This is a genomic window from Bernardetia sp., from assembly GCF_020630935.1.
Classification (GTDB): Bacteria; Bacteroidota; Bacteroidia; order Cytophagales; family Bernardetiaceae; genus Bernardetia.
This window is the reverse complement of record NZ_JAHDIG010000044.1, coordinates 25,047-40,613: the sequence shown is the minus strand read 5'-3', so window position 1 is coordinate 40,613 and position 15,567 is coordinate 25,047. Positions and strand designations below refer to the sequence as shown.

The 15,567-nt window shown below is 33.4% G+C and carries 12 protein-coding genes and 1 tRNA gene; 4 read left to right on the top strand and 9 right to left on the bottom strand.

Features of this window, described 5'->3' with window-relative positions; translation table 11 throughout:
• Positions 1 to 131: 131 nt before the first annotated feature.
• Positions 132 to 437 (bottom strand): hypothetical protein, encoded by a 306-nt coding sequence (locus QZ659_RS13010; RefSeq protein ID WP_291726258.1) that lies wholly within the window; start codon positions 435 to 437, stop codon positions 132 to 134.
• Between the two features lie 208 nt (positions 438 to 645).
• Positions 646 to 1,695 (bottom strand): o-succinylbenzoate synthase, encoded by a 1,050-nt coding sequence (gene menC / locus QZ659_RS13005; protein WP_291726257.1) that lies wholly within the window; start codon positions 1,693 to 1,695, stop codon positions 646 to 648.
• Between the two features lie 265 nt (positions 1,696 to 1,960).
• On the opposite strand from menC, the gene QZ659_RS13000 reads away from it, so the two are divergent.
• On the top strand, positions 1,961 to 2,308 hold the full coding sequence (locus tag QZ659_RS13000; protein ID WP_291726256.1) for a DUF86 domain-containing protein: 348 nt from the start codon (positions 1,961 to 1,963) through the stop codon (positions 2,306 to 2,308).
• Positions 2,309 to 2,616: 308 nt separating this feature from the next.
• Positions 2,617 to 2,690 (top strand) — tRNA-Asn (locus QZ659_RS12995).
• Positions 2,691 to 3,467: 777 nt separating this feature from the next.
• Here the strand turns inward: QZ659_RS12995 and gatA are convergent.
• Together gatA and QZ659_RS12985 are read right to left on the bottom strand one after the other, a co-directional pair.
• Complete coding sequence (gene gatA, locus QZ659_RS12990) at positions 3,468 to 4,898, bottom strand: Asp-tRNA(Asn)/Glu-tRNA(Gln) amidotransferase subunit GatA (protein WP_291726255.1); 1,431 nt, start codon at positions 4,896 to 4,898, stop codon at positions 3,468 to 3,470.
• 224 nt (positions 4,899 to 5,122) lie between these two features.
• A complete protein-coding gene (locus QZ659_RS12985; protein WP_291726254.1) occupies positions 5,123 to 5,338 on the bottom strand; it encodes a twin-arginine translocase TatA/TatE family subunit in 216 nt (71 codons plus the stop codon).
• 220 nt (positions 5,339 to 5,558) lie between these two features.
• On the opposite strand from QZ659_RS12985, the gene QZ659_RS12980 reads away from it, so the two are divergent.
• A complete protein-coding gene (locus QZ659_RS12980; RefSeq protein WP_291726253.1) occupies positions 5,559 to 7,025 on the top strand; it encodes a sodium:solute symporter family protein in 1,467 nt (488 codons plus the stop codon).
• A 198-nt stretch (positions 7,026 to 7,223) separates the two neighbouring features.
• Positions 7,224 to 8,303, top strand: coding sequence for a peptide chain release factor 1 (prfA, locus tag QZ659_RS12975; protein WP_291726252.1), 1,080 nt, complete (start codon positions 7,224 to 7,226; stop codon positions 8,301 to 8,303).
• An 80-nt stretch (positions 8,304 to 8,383) separates the two neighbouring features.
• Here prfA and QZ659_RS12970 read toward each other — a convergent pair whose 3' ends face one another.
• The 5 genes from QZ659_RS12970 to QZ659_RS12950 all read right to left on the bottom strand — a co-directional run bounded on the left by QZ659_RS12970 (position 8,384) and on the right by QZ659_RS12950 (position 15,492).
• Entirely contained in the window at positions 8,384 to 10,765 is a 2,382-nt protein-coding gene (locus QZ659_RS12970; protein WP_291726251.1) for an outer membrane beta-barrel family protein, read from the bottom strand.
• Positions 10,766 to 11,073: 308 nt separating this feature from the next.
• Entirely contained in the window at positions 11,074 to 12,255 is a 1,182-nt protein-coding gene (locus QZ659_RS12965; RefSeq protein WP_291726250.1) for a YncE family protein, read from the bottom strand.
• A gap of 109 nt (positions 12,256 to 12,364) precedes the next feature.
• Complete coding sequence (locus tag QZ659_RS12960; protein ID WP_291726249.1) at positions 12,365 to 13,198, bottom strand: glycosyltransferase family 2 protein; 834 nt, start codon at positions 13,196 to 13,198, stop codon at positions 12,365 to 12,367.
• 28 nt (positions 13,199 to 13,226) lie between these two features.
• On the bottom strand, positions 13,227 to 14,507 hold the full coding sequence (locus tag QZ659_RS12955; protein ID WP_291726248.1) for a glycosyltransferase: 1,281 nt from the start codon (positions 14,505 to 14,507) through the stop codon (positions 13,227 to 13,229).
• Between the two features lie 49 nt (positions 14,508 to 14,556).
• The gene (locus QZ659_RS12950) at positions 14,557 to 15,492 is read right to left on the bottom strand and encodes a hypothetical protein (RefSeq protein WP_291726247.1); all 936 of its coding nucleotides are present in this window, start codon (positions 15,490 to 15,492) and stop codon (positions 14,557 to 14,559) included.
• Positions 15,493 to 15,567: the final 75 nt, after the last annotated feature.

The following is a 15,567-nucleotide window of genomic DNA, read 5'->3' as shown; positions in this document are numbered from 1 at the left end:
ATATCAAGAAAATTATCAAAATAAATTGATTTTGTCATAGAATTCAACGGTATTTAAAACTATGGTACTTCCTACTTACACACTTCGTGGGATAATCCCTTTTTGGCGATTATTACAGTCTGTTTTTTCTATTATTTTTTATCAAAATTCCATTCCTTGTCCAGTTCAGTTCCACAAACTTGACACACAAAAAAATCGTCTTTTACTAAATTAATACTTCCACAACTAGTACAAAGTCTAAACTCAAAAGCAGTCGTAAAATAATCTGGATAATCTATTCCAATTTTTTGAAGAACTTTATTGACTTCTATCCAAGATTCTGATTTAGGACAATACCCTGTCGACTGATTGCTTATTTCACTAATTGAAATATCATTTTTATCTATCATAAACGAAATTTCTCCTGCTGAAAGAACTTTCTTTCCTCCTGCACACACTACGTGTTCGGAATGTCTGTCGTTTATAAAAAGTTCTTGATTTTCACTAATGATAAAAGTGGCTGTTACACTATGATTGATAATCTCTTGTGAGGTTGATTCTATCCAATCAATAATGTCATTGACATCTGAAACTTTGTATCCTTTAAAGTTAAAATTAGCTGTTTTGAGTATTTCTTCTGAACCAACATAAGAATAAAGCTAGGTTTTATTTTTCATGTTTCAAAAAAATATGTCCATTTTGAATCTCTAAAGGAGATTCTACATTATTATGATACAATTTCCCTGTTCCTAACCCCTGTGGAAGTGTGGGGTTATAATTGGCTACAAATTGCGCAATAGCATTCAAACCAATATTGGATTCTAAAGCCGATGTTATCCACCAATCAATGTTTCTTTCTTTGCAAAGCTCTATCCACTCTGATGTTTTTTTCAAACCTCCCAAAAGTGTAGGTTTAAAAATTAAAAATTGTGGCTCAACGTAATCTAACATTCGCTTCTTATCTTCCAAATTTGTAAGTGTAATAAGCTCTTCATCAAGGGCAATCGGCAGAGGAGTTTTGGCACAAAGATTCTTCATTTCAAACCACTGATTTGCCATAATGGGTTGTTCGATAGAATGAATATCATACTCTGATAAAATTTTTAACTTTTCTAAGGCTTCACTAGGAGAAAATGCTCCGTTTGCATCTACACGAATGGTAATTTTTTTTTCATCAAAACGCTTACGAATAGACTCCAATAATCTACACTCTTTTTCAAAATCTATCGCTCCAATTTTCAATTTTATACAAGAAAACCCTTGTTCTAGCTTTTCTTCTAGCTGATTTTTCATAAAGTCAAAATCTCCCATCCAAACCAAACCATTGATAGGAATTGGCTTTTGGTGTAGCGAAAAATCATTTTCATAAATAATTCGTTTTCCTCCATTCTTTAAGTCTAAAAAAGCTGTTTCAAAACCAAAACGAACGGCAGGCAAAGAAGCAGGAATCAAATTAAAGATGTCTTCAAGCGTAGAAATAGCTGTGTTTTCTATACGTTTACAAATATCTTGAATGATGTTTTCCAAATGAGGAAGAAAATCAATACTTAGTCCAAAGAGAGGCGAAATTTCTCCAGTTCCTACCACCTTATCATTGTTTTTTTTAGATAAATACACAAAGTAGGTATCTCTTTCTCTCATTGTGCCACGAGAAGTACCTGCCAAAAAGCGAAATTTAAGACGATGTTTTTGATAGGAAGCAGAATAAGTAGTCATACAGTTAGAAAAATAAGGGCGAAGAAAAATTGAATACCAACAAAATTACTTTTTGTGCATTGAAATTACTATTTTTGAGACCAAAGAAGTTAAAAACAGCTTTCCATACTGTATTTTGTTAGAAGTTTTGTAATATTGAAAAACCAAATTATCCGTTTTGTTCTCTATTTTTCGTAACAAAATACATATAAGTAGATTTTATCTTTACAAACTACCATTAGTCTGTTCTCAAAAATATCCCTTGCAACCAATCTAAAAAATCCCTATGAGTCAGAGCAAAACAGACTTCGCACGCATACAAAGTGTGTTAGAGTCTATGTACGAAATCGAAAGTTATGTCAGAGATGCTTCACACGAAGATTTTCTCAATAATTCGATGATGCGTATTGCAACTGTAAAACAGCTAGAGATTATTGGAGCAATTACAGAACAAGTTTCTGATAGGTTAAAAGATGATTACCCTCAAATCCATTGGGAAGCCATTGAGAGATTACACAAAGTATTGGTACACGAATACTTGGGCATCAATTATGAATTGGTTTGGGTAACAGCAAATAGAGAAATTCCTGTGTTGAAGAAGCAATTTGAACTTATTTTGTCGCAAATAGGTTAGGCTTTCAAATACAATCAAAACTTTTCTGTATTTAATTATTTGATTAATGTGTTGGTTTTCAAACAAATAGTAAATCAAGTGTTTCTTTTGCATAAAAAAAACAAAAAAAAGTTTTTAAAATGCTTGTGTATTTTTGAAAAACGTATTACCTTTGCATCAGCAAATGAGAAAAACAGAACATTATTATTTTCTTAAAAGCAAAGAAGATATGTTCTAAAATAAAAAAACTCATTTAAAATAATTAAAAAAAAATATTTTGCTTTTACAAAAACAATTACTACCTTTGTGAAACCAAAATAAAAAAACACTCCTTCTTAGCTCAGTTGGTTAGAGCATCTGACTGTTAATCAGAGGGTCCTTGGTTCGAGCCCAAGAGAAGGAGCAAAATCTTAACAGATTATTATTTATTACTTTTCTAGTAGTTGTGATACTTTGAGATTTTCATAATTGAAAGATAGAAAAAAGCCTTTACAAATTTGTAAGGGCTTTTTTTATGGGCTTTATTTTCTGAAATCATAAAATTATGCTTCAAATACTGTATAAGAAAAAGCCTTCTACTAACTAAAAAATTAGCTAAAGAAGGCTTTAAAAAAAATCTTACCGACGTAGTCATGCTGATTAAAAGCCCAACTACTCACGCCCAAAAACGACTTCGGTTACTGTCTTTCATACAAATATACGAAATTTGAAGGTTAAGAGTTGTATTTGTAGGTGTACGACAAAAATCCCCTTTTTGGTTTTTTATATTAAAAAACAGCTTTTACATTTCGTTGCGCTGCAACTTTTAAATAAAATAGAATAATTGGTTCTATAAATATGATGTTGCACTGCAACTTTTTACTATACTTTCTCTGATAGAAAATACGTTTTTATTAGCTTTTATGTAAAACACAAGTTGCAGAGCAACGTTCTGTTGGTAGAATAAAAAAGCACAAAAAATAGAGTTGCAGAGCAACGAAATATTGAATGTTCTGTAAACAGGGAAATTTGTCGTACATCCATTATTGATGTCTTCATCAAGAAACAATATTCCTCATCATACTTTATTATAATACCATCTACAAAACAAAAAAAAATCGTTCAAGTAATTACTTAAACGATTCTTTAGAAATTCTATTATAAACTTGCCGTTGTTGGTTTCTCCACCAACGACATTAATTTACTTCATCAACTCATTTGAAAAAGCTAAGAGTTTGTCTTCTGAAAAATAATCTCCCATAATTTGAAGTCCGATAGGCAAGCCTTCTTTGTCTGTACCGTTAGGAATAGAAATCGCAGGTATTCCGACCACAGAAGCAGGAACAGTAAACAAGTCAGCTAAATACAGCTCTACCGTTTCGCCTTCGTATTTTCCAATTTCAAAAGCTGTAGTTGGCGTAGTTGGAGAAATAATAAAATCGTATTGCTTAAATACTTCTTTCATTGCTTCTTGTATCTTGCGCCTTACTTTTTGAGCTTTTGTAAAATACGCATCGTAATAACTGGCACTCAAAACAAACGTTCCTAACATAATTCTACGCTTGACTTCCTTGCCAAAACCTTCTGTACGTGTTTTTTTGTACATAGATTCCAAATCCGTAACATTCGGACTACGGAAACCATAACGAACACCATCGTATCTTGATAAGTTTGTACTTGCTTCTGCTGTAATGAGAATATAATATGTTGGCAAAGCATATTTTAGAAGTGAGAAATCAACTTCTTCTACTTCGTAACCTTCATTTTTTAGCTTTTCTAATTTGGCAACTGTGGCAGCTTTTATTTCTTCGCTTAATCCTTCACTATGCAGAGTCTCTTTGAAATAAGCAATTTTTGGCTTTTTCTCTACTCCTGTGTTTACTATTTCTGAATAAGCAGGAACTTCTTTTTGAGAAACTGTACTGTCGTTGTCGTCTTTCCCTGCAATTACTTCCAATGTAATAGCTACATCAGCAGCGTTGTTGGCAAAAATTCCGATGCTATCAAACGACGAAGCAAAGGCAATCAAACCATAACGAGAAATACGTGAATAGGTAGGCTTTAACCCTACAATTCCACAAAAAGCAGCAGGTTGGCGCACCGAACCACCTGTATCTGAACCAAGCGACACCATACACATTCCTGCTTGTACAGCCACAGCCGAACCTCCAGAACTTCCCCCTGGAACTCGGTTATTTCCTACTTCGTTTTTTACTACTCCAAAAGCAGAGTTTTCATTGGAAGACCCCATCGCAAACTCATCACAGTTTTGACGACCAATCACGATAGCATCTTCTTTCAAAAGCCTTTCTACAGCAGTTCCATCAAATTGAGAAACAAAGCCTTCTAGCATTTTTGAAGAAGCACTAAGTTTATGGTCTTTATGACACAATACATCTTTCAATCCTACAATCATTCCAGCTAATTTTCCAGCCGTACCATTTTGGATTTTTTCATCGACGAGTTTTGCCTGTGCTTTTGCCTCTTCGTCATAAACTTCTAAAAAAGCATTTAGAGAAGGGTTTTTTTCGTGAATGACTTTCAAATAATTTTCTACTAGTTCTGCACAAGTAGTTTTTTTGTCTTGAAGGGCTTTCTGAACAGAAGCGAAGGAATCTATATATGTTTTCAATCTAATTACGAATTATAAAATAATCAGCGAAGCTAATTACGAATGGTTCAATTATGAATTACGAATTTAATTCGTTTCTGACATTGTTTTTATAAAAAATCTGTCAGTAATTTTAACAAAAAACAAAAATACGAAAGAAAACTATAAGAATCTTGTCAATTCTATACTTTCTTTCGTATTCTATTTATTTTGTGTTTTGAACAGACTAGAAGTCTATTCTATATTTAAGCGTCTTTTTTAGCAATTTCTTCTTTTTTGCTTTCTGCTTCTATTGAGTTTTTCACTTCGCTAGTTGCATCTTTAAATTCACGGATTCCACGTCCAACTCCACGAGCCAGTTCGGGAATGCGTTTTGCGCCAAAGAAAACAAGGACAATAAGCATAATGAGAGCAATTTCCCAAGCTCCAAGTCCACCGATGAAAAGAAGTGTATTTAACATAGTTGATTTATTTTAAGAGTTCTGATAAACAGATTTGTTAGTGCAAAAGTACAGTATTTTTATTAGAAAAGTAAATTACTAGCTAAGTTGTTTTATTTTTTAGATGTTTTTGTATAAGACAAAATCTATGCTAATAGCTATTTTTATAAAACTGGCATCTCCCTATAATTTTCGTTACCTTTGAAATTTTGGCTTTCATCAAACAAAAGACAATTTTTTAATGGATTTACACTGGATAGACACTACGATTTTTATTATTTATTTTATTGCACTACTGGCGATTGGCTTTTATTTTTATCGCTCCAACAAATCAGATGAGGACTATTATGTTGGTGGGCGTGGACTTTCAGCAGGACATATCGGACTTTCTGTAGTAGCAACAGATGTAGGGGGAGGCTTTTCCATTGGCTTAGGAGGTTTGGGATTTTCTATCGGAATTGCAGGAAGTTGGATGCTTTTTACTGGACTTTTAGGGGCGTGGCTTAGTGCTGTTTATCTAATTCCAAAAGTCTATCCGATAGCACGAAAAAAGAAGTTGCTTAGTTTTCCACAAGCTGTTGAGCATTACTATACAAAAGATGTTGCACTTGCAGCAGGAATTATTTCTCTTATCGGGTATGTTGGTTTTTCTAGTAGTCAGATTTTGGCAGGGGCAAAACTTGCTTCAGCAACTTTTCCAACAGCTATCACGCTAGAACAAGCTGTTTGGGCAATGGGCGTAGTGGCTGTGCTTTATACTGTTTTTGGAGGAATAAAAGCTGTTATTTACACCGATACTGTACAATGGATAATACTTCTGACTGGACTTGTCGGAATTGGCTTACCAATGGGATATTTTTTTATTGGTGGAATAGAAGGAATACAGGCTGCACTTCCTTCAGAGATGCTTTCTTTAGGAAATATTACAGTTTCTCAAATCATAAATTGGTTTATCACGATTGTACCCATTTGGTTTGTCGGAATGACACTCTATCAGCGTATTTATTCTGCTAAAGATGAAAAAACGGCAATTCGTGCGTGGCGTATTGCTGGTGTTTTCGAATATCCTTTTATGGCTTTTATGGGTGTTTTGTTGGGTATGTTTGCTAAGGTAGCTTATTTTCAAGGTGCTTTTGCAGAGGCTGGTTTTTCAGTAGCAACAATGGATACAAATCCTTTAGACAATGAAATGGGATTGCCACTTCTTCTGAGAACAATGCTTCCAGTAGGTTTAATGGGACTTATGCTTTCAGCTTATTTTTCTGCCATTATGTCCACAGCTGATAGCTGTCTTATGGCTGCCTCTGGAAATCTGATGACAGATGTAATTGGTCGTTTCAAGAAAAAAATAGCAAGTAATTTAGTGCTTTCTCAAGTCTTGACATTTGTTATTGGGGCATTTGCAATTTTGCTTGCTCTAAAAATGCAAAATGTATTGGAACTGATGCTCTATTCGTATGCTTTTATGGTTTCTGGACTTTTTGTTCCTGTGGTAGCAATGCTTATTGTAAAAAATCCTAGTCCACTAGCTGCTCTAACAGCAATGATTGGAGGAGGAACAACAACACTTGTCTTGATACTTCTACAAAAAATGGATAATCTAAAACTACCCTTTGGATTAGATGCCAATTTATTCGGAATAAGTGTTTCTATTTTACTTTTTTTTATAATTCATTTTGCTGTTCCCAAAGGCGAAAGAGCCAAATAATAAACTTTGAAGAAATCATTTTTTTAGCTCAAATGGCAAAAAATATATTTCGATATCCTGTTCTCTAAACTATGATAGACTACAATTATTATTAGTATATTTGTGGTTTATTTTCAAAAGACAAAAGAAACCTTTTTACTTTTTATTGGCTTACTTATTAAAAACCAATTAGAGTAATTTTTAAAATATACCTTTGCTATGTTAGACAAATTAGAAGAAATAAAAAAACGTTTTCACGACGTACGTGAGGAAATGATGAATCCTGATGTGATGAGTGATATGCAAAATTATGCAGCCCTAAGCAAAGAATACAAAGACTTAGAAAAAATTGATAATAAATACGAAGAGTATAAAAAAATACTAGGAAATATTGAAGGCGCAAAGACTGTTTTGAAGGAAGAAAAAGACGAAGAATTTAGAGAGATGGCAAAACAGGAGTTGGAAGAATTAGAGCCACAAAAAGAAAAAGTGGAAAATGAAATAAAAACACTTCTCATTCCAAAAGACCCAGATGATGACAAAAATGCAATTCTTGAAATTCGTGCAGGAGCAGGAGGAGATGAAGCAGGTATTTTTGCTGGAGACTTGTACCGAATGTATCAACGATATGCAGAGGTTCAGAAATGGACGTGGGACATTATTTCATTTAGTGAAGCCACAGCAGGAGGTTATAAAGAAATTGTCATTTCTGTAACAGGTAGTGGAGCTTACGGGCAACTAAAATATGAATCTGGAGTGCATCGTGTGCAGCGTGTTCCAGATACGGAAAGTCAAGGGCGTGTACACACTTCGGCTGCCTCAGTAGCTGTTTTGCCAGAGACAGATGCCGTAGAGGTAAATTTGGATATGGGCGACATCAAAAAAGATACATTTAGAGCCTCTGGTGCAGGTGGGCAGCACGTAAACAAAACGGAATCAGCTATTCGTTTGACGCATATTCCTTCTGGTTTGGTTGTAGAATGTCAGGATGGACGTTCGCAGCTTCAAAACTATGACCAAGCCTTGAAAGTATTGAAAGCTCGTCTGTATGATATGGAACTTCAAAAGAAACAAAACGAAACATCAGAAGCTCGCCGTTCGATGGTAGGACGTGGCGACCGTTCAGACAAAATCAGAACGTATAACTATTCGCAAGGACGTGTTACTGACCATAGAATTAACTTTAGTGTTTTCAACTTACCTAATGTAATGGATGGAGATATTGGTTCTTTTATAGAAGAGCTAAAAATAGCTGAAAATGCAGAACGCTTGGCAGCAGCAGCAGGAACGGAAGAATAATTTTTAATGATAAATGATTAGTGATAAGTTCTAAAAAAAGGAATTTGAAATCAATCAAATTCCTTTTTTTATGTCTTTAATTAATGCCTTCTACCAGAGTAGGTCATTGCTTCACCCTTTCCAAAAGCATAGCTTACCCCAAAAGTGATAAAGCGTCCACGCATTCCAAAATTATACGTTTCGAATGTAGATTGATTAACAAAATTTTCTTGTATCCTAGAAGCAAAAACATCTCTTACTCCTAAGCTAGTAACTACTTTTCCTTTGCTGAATTTTTTACGTACGCCAATATCCATAAAAGCAAATCCACTTTGTTTGCCCTGTACAGTTTCAAATCCAGAGCGATAGTCTCCTGTTAATTCTAAATCAAAATCAGCAGGAAGTTTTATTTTTGTATCTAAACGAGCTGACCATCTGTCGCCTTTAAAATCAAAATTTTGGTTTTCAAAAACCCCTTCTCTATCAAAATAAACATAATTGAAATTTCCATTCAAGGTAAGCCATTTTACAGGACGGTATCTTCCATTAGTTTCAAAACCAATGACAGAGTTTGTACCAATATTTTCAGGCGTAGTAAAAGTAACATTGTCTTCAAAGGTAGAAACTCTCTCTACCACATCTGTTGTATATCTATGATACAAACTAGAACTCATAGAAGCCTTACCCAACTCATAAATACTGGTTATTTCATAAGAATCTGTAAACTCTGGCAGAAGGTTCGGATTTCCTGCACGAATATTAAAGTTGTTACGAATATTAAAAAATGGATTTAAGTCCCAAAGTCTTGGTCTGAAAATACGCCTAGAATAACCTGCCTGTAATGCAAAATTCTCTGAAACCGTATAAGAAGTATGTAGTGTTGGAAAAAGATTGGTGAAGTTTTGAGAGTTAGTTTCATCAGTCGTTACTAAAAGTGTTTGTAAATCTGTATTTTCTACACGCAAACCTGCTTTAATGCCCCAAATCTTGTTTTCAAAAGCTCCTGTGGCATATACACCCAACACATTCTGATTCCATTCAAAATCGTTGGTAAAGTCTAAGTTGGGAACGTATTCTCCATCTACAAAATCTTCTACCTCAAAATTATTTCCTACACTATTCATCACGTATAAAGCTCCTGTTTCAAAAGTAAAATTTTCTGAAATTGGATTGGTATAATCAGCTTTAAATGTATAATCAGCACGCTGAAAAGTGGTGGCTGTGCGCTGATTACTATCTACGTTTTCCCCTTCTAAAGTTGTATCAATAAACTGTGAAGAAAGGTCTTTTCCAAAAAAACTTCCTAATGCGCTCATCTGAAAAGTGTGGTCTTCATTGTTTTTGAAAGTCTTTGTCCAATTAAATTCGTATTGCCATTTGGGATTGGTTGCTTCAGTAGTTTCATTTCTTCTCCATCTAGAGATAAGTTGGTTTTCTTCCAAAAAATTAAAATTGGTTTCAGAAGGTTGGTCTTCTATCTCGTAAGCAAAGTTTCCAGAGAGCGTAAAAACATTGTATTTGTTTAAGTGATAGTCTGTACCTAGCGTAATATTAAAAAAAGTTTCATTTCTAAATTCTTCGCCATCACTCAAAACAGTTTCTCTGTTGAGCAGATTCAAACTACGAGCTTCTGTCATTCTTGGTTGTGAACGATAGCCTACTCCAAATTGCGTAAAAAGATTAAATTTTTCTGTACGACGATTGATACTTCCTCCAATGCTATGATTGTCTGGAATACCTGTATTAGCAGAAATAGAACCGTTCCACCCTTTTTTCTCTTCTTTTTTAAGAATGATATTCAAAATTCCTGACGTCCCAGAGGCATCATATTTGGCAGAAGGATTTGTGATTACTTCAATGCTCTCAATCATATCTGCTGTAATTGTTCCCAAAGCATTTCCAGACTCATCAGCTAAAATAGAGGGTTTGCCATTAATAAGAATCTGAACGCCTCCACTTCCTCGCAACGTAATCTCTCCCTCAATACTGACATTGACAGAAGGAACATTATTTAAAACATCTAAAGCACTTGCTCCTGTTGTACTAAGGTCTTTTCCAACGTTAAAAACTCGTTTGTCTAGTTGAAACGTCGTCTTGGAAACCTCTCCTTCTACTACAATTTGTTCTAAAAGCTGGGTATCTGGAGATAGGGAAATTGTACCTACATCTACTTTTCCATTTGTAATGGTAAAATCTGTTAAGGTTTTGGTCTGATACCCCATAAAACTAATCACGATATAAAAATCTGTCTTTTGGGTAGAAATAGAAAACTTACCATTTTCATCTGATGTATTGCCTGTGATAAGTTCTTTTGTTGTGTTCTCGTAAAGAGCTACTGTTGCATAAGGTACTGGCTGAGAGGTTGATTGTTCTACAAGGTTGCCAAAAACTTCAATATTTGATTTTTGCTTTTGAGCGAATGTATTGGCTGAAAAATTAAAAAATAGGAATACAAAAAATAGTGGAAGTAAAAAGTATTTCATAGTTGGAAAGTTATAAAAGAAAAAATACACAAATACGTTAGTTCAACTTGTTATTTTAAATGCTTGTTTTGATTTTTGTTTTTTTTGTGAAAAATAGACTAAGGAACGTGAACTTGGGATTAAAAACTAATCTTACATGCTTCTCTATACACTATAAAAACTATTTTCGGTCTGCTCTAACAAGACTGACCTACTTTTAATCAAGGTCAGCCCAAAGGGCAGTACCGAAGATTAAGAATATCATAACTCATTGATAATCAATAAATATAATTCCAAGTTCACGTTAAGTAGTTGAATATCCAACAGTCTTACTCAATTTCTACCTCCAGTACAACGACAGGCTTCCAGTTTTCCTTAGGCTTGCTTTCTCTGTCATAATTCCCCCATTGGCTGTTAGCAATGTAGAGGAACTTATTTCCTACCAAAACGCCATTTGTTGGCTCTCCGAAATTTGGATTTTGTTGCTCCAAAATTTTCCCTTTCTTGACTTTTTTATTTTCCATATCTAACTCAAAGCTAGACACTCGCATTGGAACTGTTCCATTCTGAATAGTAATGAGTTTGTTTTTGTAGAGGTAAAGTCCGTCTGTGGTTTTGAAAGAAAACCCTTTAGGAGCTTCTAAGGCTGTTATTTCTCCTGTCTTTGTGTTGATTTGATAAATGGTAGAAGAATAGTCTGCTACAAATGCCCAGTTGCCATCTTCTGAAAAAGCAATACCTTGCAACGAACGCCATTTTGGATTTGTCCATTTTACATCTAGTTTTTTAGTTTCTTCATTCCAAACATAAATAATTGGGTTTTGACTGTCTGTACAATACATTTTCCCATCTTTACCTTGCTTTATTTCTCCCAAAACGTGGTCTAAAGAATCTGAAAGTTCGTATTCAAAGAGAATTGCATTCGTATTTCCATCCATACAAAAAATGGCTGCTTTTCCTTTGTTTTCCTCTTTGTAGAGCGATGATTTTTCTAGCTCGCTCATTACGCCCCATAATTTTTGAGTTTCTCTGATATAACACAAATTCATTACTGGCATTTTCATTTCTACGAAAGAAGAATCTTTCATTGTCTTAAAACCAACAGCAGGTTTGTTGATACAAGCAAAAGCAACTTTATCATTATTATGACTTTGAAAAAAAGCTATTCCTTCAATGTGTCTTGCAGGAAGAGATAGAAATGTTTTGCTGGTTTCTACTTTTTGATTTTGGGTTATCCAAAGTTTTTGAAGTTTTTTCAGTTGAGATTTTTTGAGTGAACTAATGAGTTCCTCATTATTCAAAATAGAAGTATCAGCATTGATGAGAGCTAATTTTTGAAGTGTTTTTTCGGTTTCTTTTGACTGCTTATTTAATGAATGTGATAAAGCCAAATAACGTAAAACAGTAGGATGATTTGGTCGCATCTCGTCCAAAATTTTGGCATAATAAAGCATTGAATCATACTTTTTCTGACTATATGAGTTTTGTAAGTCGTTGAAATAATCATTCAAAGTTTTTTGACTAAAGGCAGAGTTTGAGAGAAATAAAAAGAATAAACTGAGAAAAATGATTGATTTGTAAGTAAAGTTTGTTTTCATTGATTGAAGTATTTTGATAAGTTTAATTGCTGACCTTTTTCCTTCCTCCCAAAACTTTAGTTTTAGTTTTTTCTAAGGATTCAAAAAATGAAGTAGGCAAAATTTTTCTAACAGTCTCTACAAAATACGTCCAAAGTATGAGTTTCCAAAAGGCAAGATTTGTTTTTAGGCTTTTGTCGTGCTTATTTACAATTTCTTTAGATTCGAAGCGTACTTTTATCTTATTTTTACTGCTAAGTCCGTCGGCTTGAAAATTAGCAATGGGCTTTGGAAAATAATAAAACGAAATTCCTTTTTGGTAGAGTTCATAGACTTGCTCAAAATCAGAAGTGATATATTTTCCACTAAAAGGCTGTTTTTTAGCTAATTCTGTTTTGAGTAGCATACTCTGATGGCAAAATTTCATTCCCATCCAAGGTTTTTCTAAAGACTCTGCCTGTACAGTTTCAGCAAAGGTTTGATTGATAACTGTATAATCTCCATAAATAAGGTTTGGAAAATCTTTTTTCTTGTCAAACTTCTGATAGATTTCTAAAAAAATCGCTTCAATAATCGTATCTTTTGAAAATGTATCACCAGCATTCATGAAAAGAATATAATCGCCTTTTGCCAGCTTTATGGCTTTATTCATCGCATCATAAATACCATTATCTTTTTCGCTTATCCAAGTTGAAATATCGTTTTCGTATTTTTTGATAATCTCCAACGTATTATCAGTAGAATTTCCATCTATGACTAAATATTCTATGTTTGGGTAGGTCTGAGCAGCAACATTTTGAATTGTTTTTTCTAAGGCTTCGGCTGCATTGTAACAAACGGTAGCAACTGTTAGGGTAGTAAATTGTATTTTTTTCATAGTCTGAATCTTTCAACCGTCAACGAGGTTAAAAACCGTCGTTGAGAGTTTTTTGATACAATTTTAAATATTTTTCTCTCATCATTTCTACATTCCAATTTTGATTCACAAATAAAGAAGCTGTTTTTCCTTTTTCTCTGATTTGCTTTAAAGGCATTTCCAAGACCAAACTGATTTTTTCTAAAAGGTCATTCTGATTTCCATTTTCAAATAATATTCCCCTATCATCTGCTAGTTGCTCTTTTATTCCTCCAGCTGTTGAGCCAAGGATGAATACTCCTGCTGCCATTGCCTCCAAAACCAGTAAAGAAAAATTCTCTGCTCGTGAAGGAAATATTAAAATATCTACAGAATTGTAGAGTTCATTCATTTTCTGTCTGTCATAGATGGGTTTTAGATGGGTTATTTTATTTTTTGAACTTGCTAAAATGTTTTTTGAAAGTGGCTTTCCTACTACAAATAACTCAAAATTTATATCTCTTTCTTGAGTAAGTCTAGGTATTAGAGTTTCAAAAAGCTCTGCTCCTTTGTATGGATTGTCTGAATTGAAGAACAAAACTCGTTTAGTTTGCCAATCTCTTTGATTTAGATTTCTGAAAACTGTCGTATCAACGCCATTCTGTATGGTTTGAATAGAAATATTATGTTCTGTATTTGGATATACATAAGCATTTTCTAAACACTCTTTTAGCCAATTAGAAACAGGAACAAATACAAAACTATTTTTTTGTTTTCCTTTTAATGAATTTATTTGAGAATAGATTTCCTTTTTTTTCTCCAAATATTTTTGTCTTCTATCTATTACAGGATTTAATAAAGGATGGAAGGCTTTATAGGGTGTTTTGCCAATTCCTTTTTTGAAGCCTTCATTGTCAAAAGTATGTGCTTCTCCTCCTGTGATTGACCACATATCGTGTAATGTCCAAATAATTGGTTTTTGCTTAGCAATTTCTATTAAATCTTCTAAATCAAAAAAATCATAATGAATATTATGTAGATGTATAATATCTGATTGCTGATAAAATTCATTTTTTTGGAGATTTTGAAAAGTAAAATGAACTTTTTTTAAGACACTCCAGTCTGAAAAAAAAGTATGCTTCATAATTTTATAAAATCCTTTATCTATTTTTTCTAAACTATGAGAAAGTAAAGGACGGTACAATACTTCTACATTATTGGAGTCTGTTTTTTTTCTTTTGACTATTAGTTTAGCTTCAATAGTTTTATCAAAACTTTGATGTACAAAATCATAGGCAAATTGTTCTGCCCCACCTCCTTTATCATATGTATTAATATGAAGAACTTTCATGATTTGAATATATACTCTATGTAGCCAAATTTCTAATTGAATTCATACATTATTTTGTTCCTCTAAACAGTCTAAGTCTATTAATTATCTTTTGTGAGAGTGATAGTTTAAACTTTCTATAATAGACTTTCATTTGTTCTACCACCTGTTTATTCTCTATTATCGGCATAGGTTTTACTTCTATAGTATCAGCCAATTGGTTATGCCAAAAATAATTTGTTTTAGGACTATTTGCCCCTGAATTGTCTGAACCAATATTTTGGACAAGCGATTTTTTGGGATGCAAGCAAAGTCCATTTTGTAAGAATACTGAAGCATACCACTTTATTGCCCACGTTTTTATTTTGCCTGAAATATTGAGTTCTAACTGCTTAGAAAACTTATAGGTATTGTCTAAATCAAATTCATTCAATAGTTTTTTTGATTTTAGTTCAGAAAGTAAAAATTCTGTATCTGTATTTATTTTATCCCAAGAATCTTTCCATGTAGCCCATCCCCAACAAGAGGTAGAACGATAGAAAAAAGTGTGTTCGTTGTTTGGAATAGCCTTTTCCAAATTAGCAGGAAACATATATCCCGAAATATGCATTACTTTTTCTTCTTCTTTATAGAGTTCCAAACTCTCGTTCATAAACTTCAAAAAACCTTTTGAAGTTACAATATCATCTTCTAATACGATGACTTTACCATACTTTCTAATCACTTGATTTACTCCACTCAATATAGAATCAGCCAAACCCAAGTTTTGAGCTTGTTCGGTAATAATAATTTCTTCAAAATCATTTTTCCATTTTTCTGATTTTACAATTTTTCTAGTTTGTTCTATATTTTCTAACTGACTTTTGGAGGCATTTTTCTTTGCGCCATCACAATATATATATAAAGTAGAGTGCTTTGCCAAATCATTTTGAGCTAGAGCTGTGAGCGTTTTTTCTGTATGATCGGGTCTGTTATAAACGAAGAGAATTATGGGTGCAAGAGTCATTTCTTAGTTAAGGTTTACTTATTTCTTTATAGCTACAATATTTTGAAAGGCAAATATTTCATCATAAACAGGGTC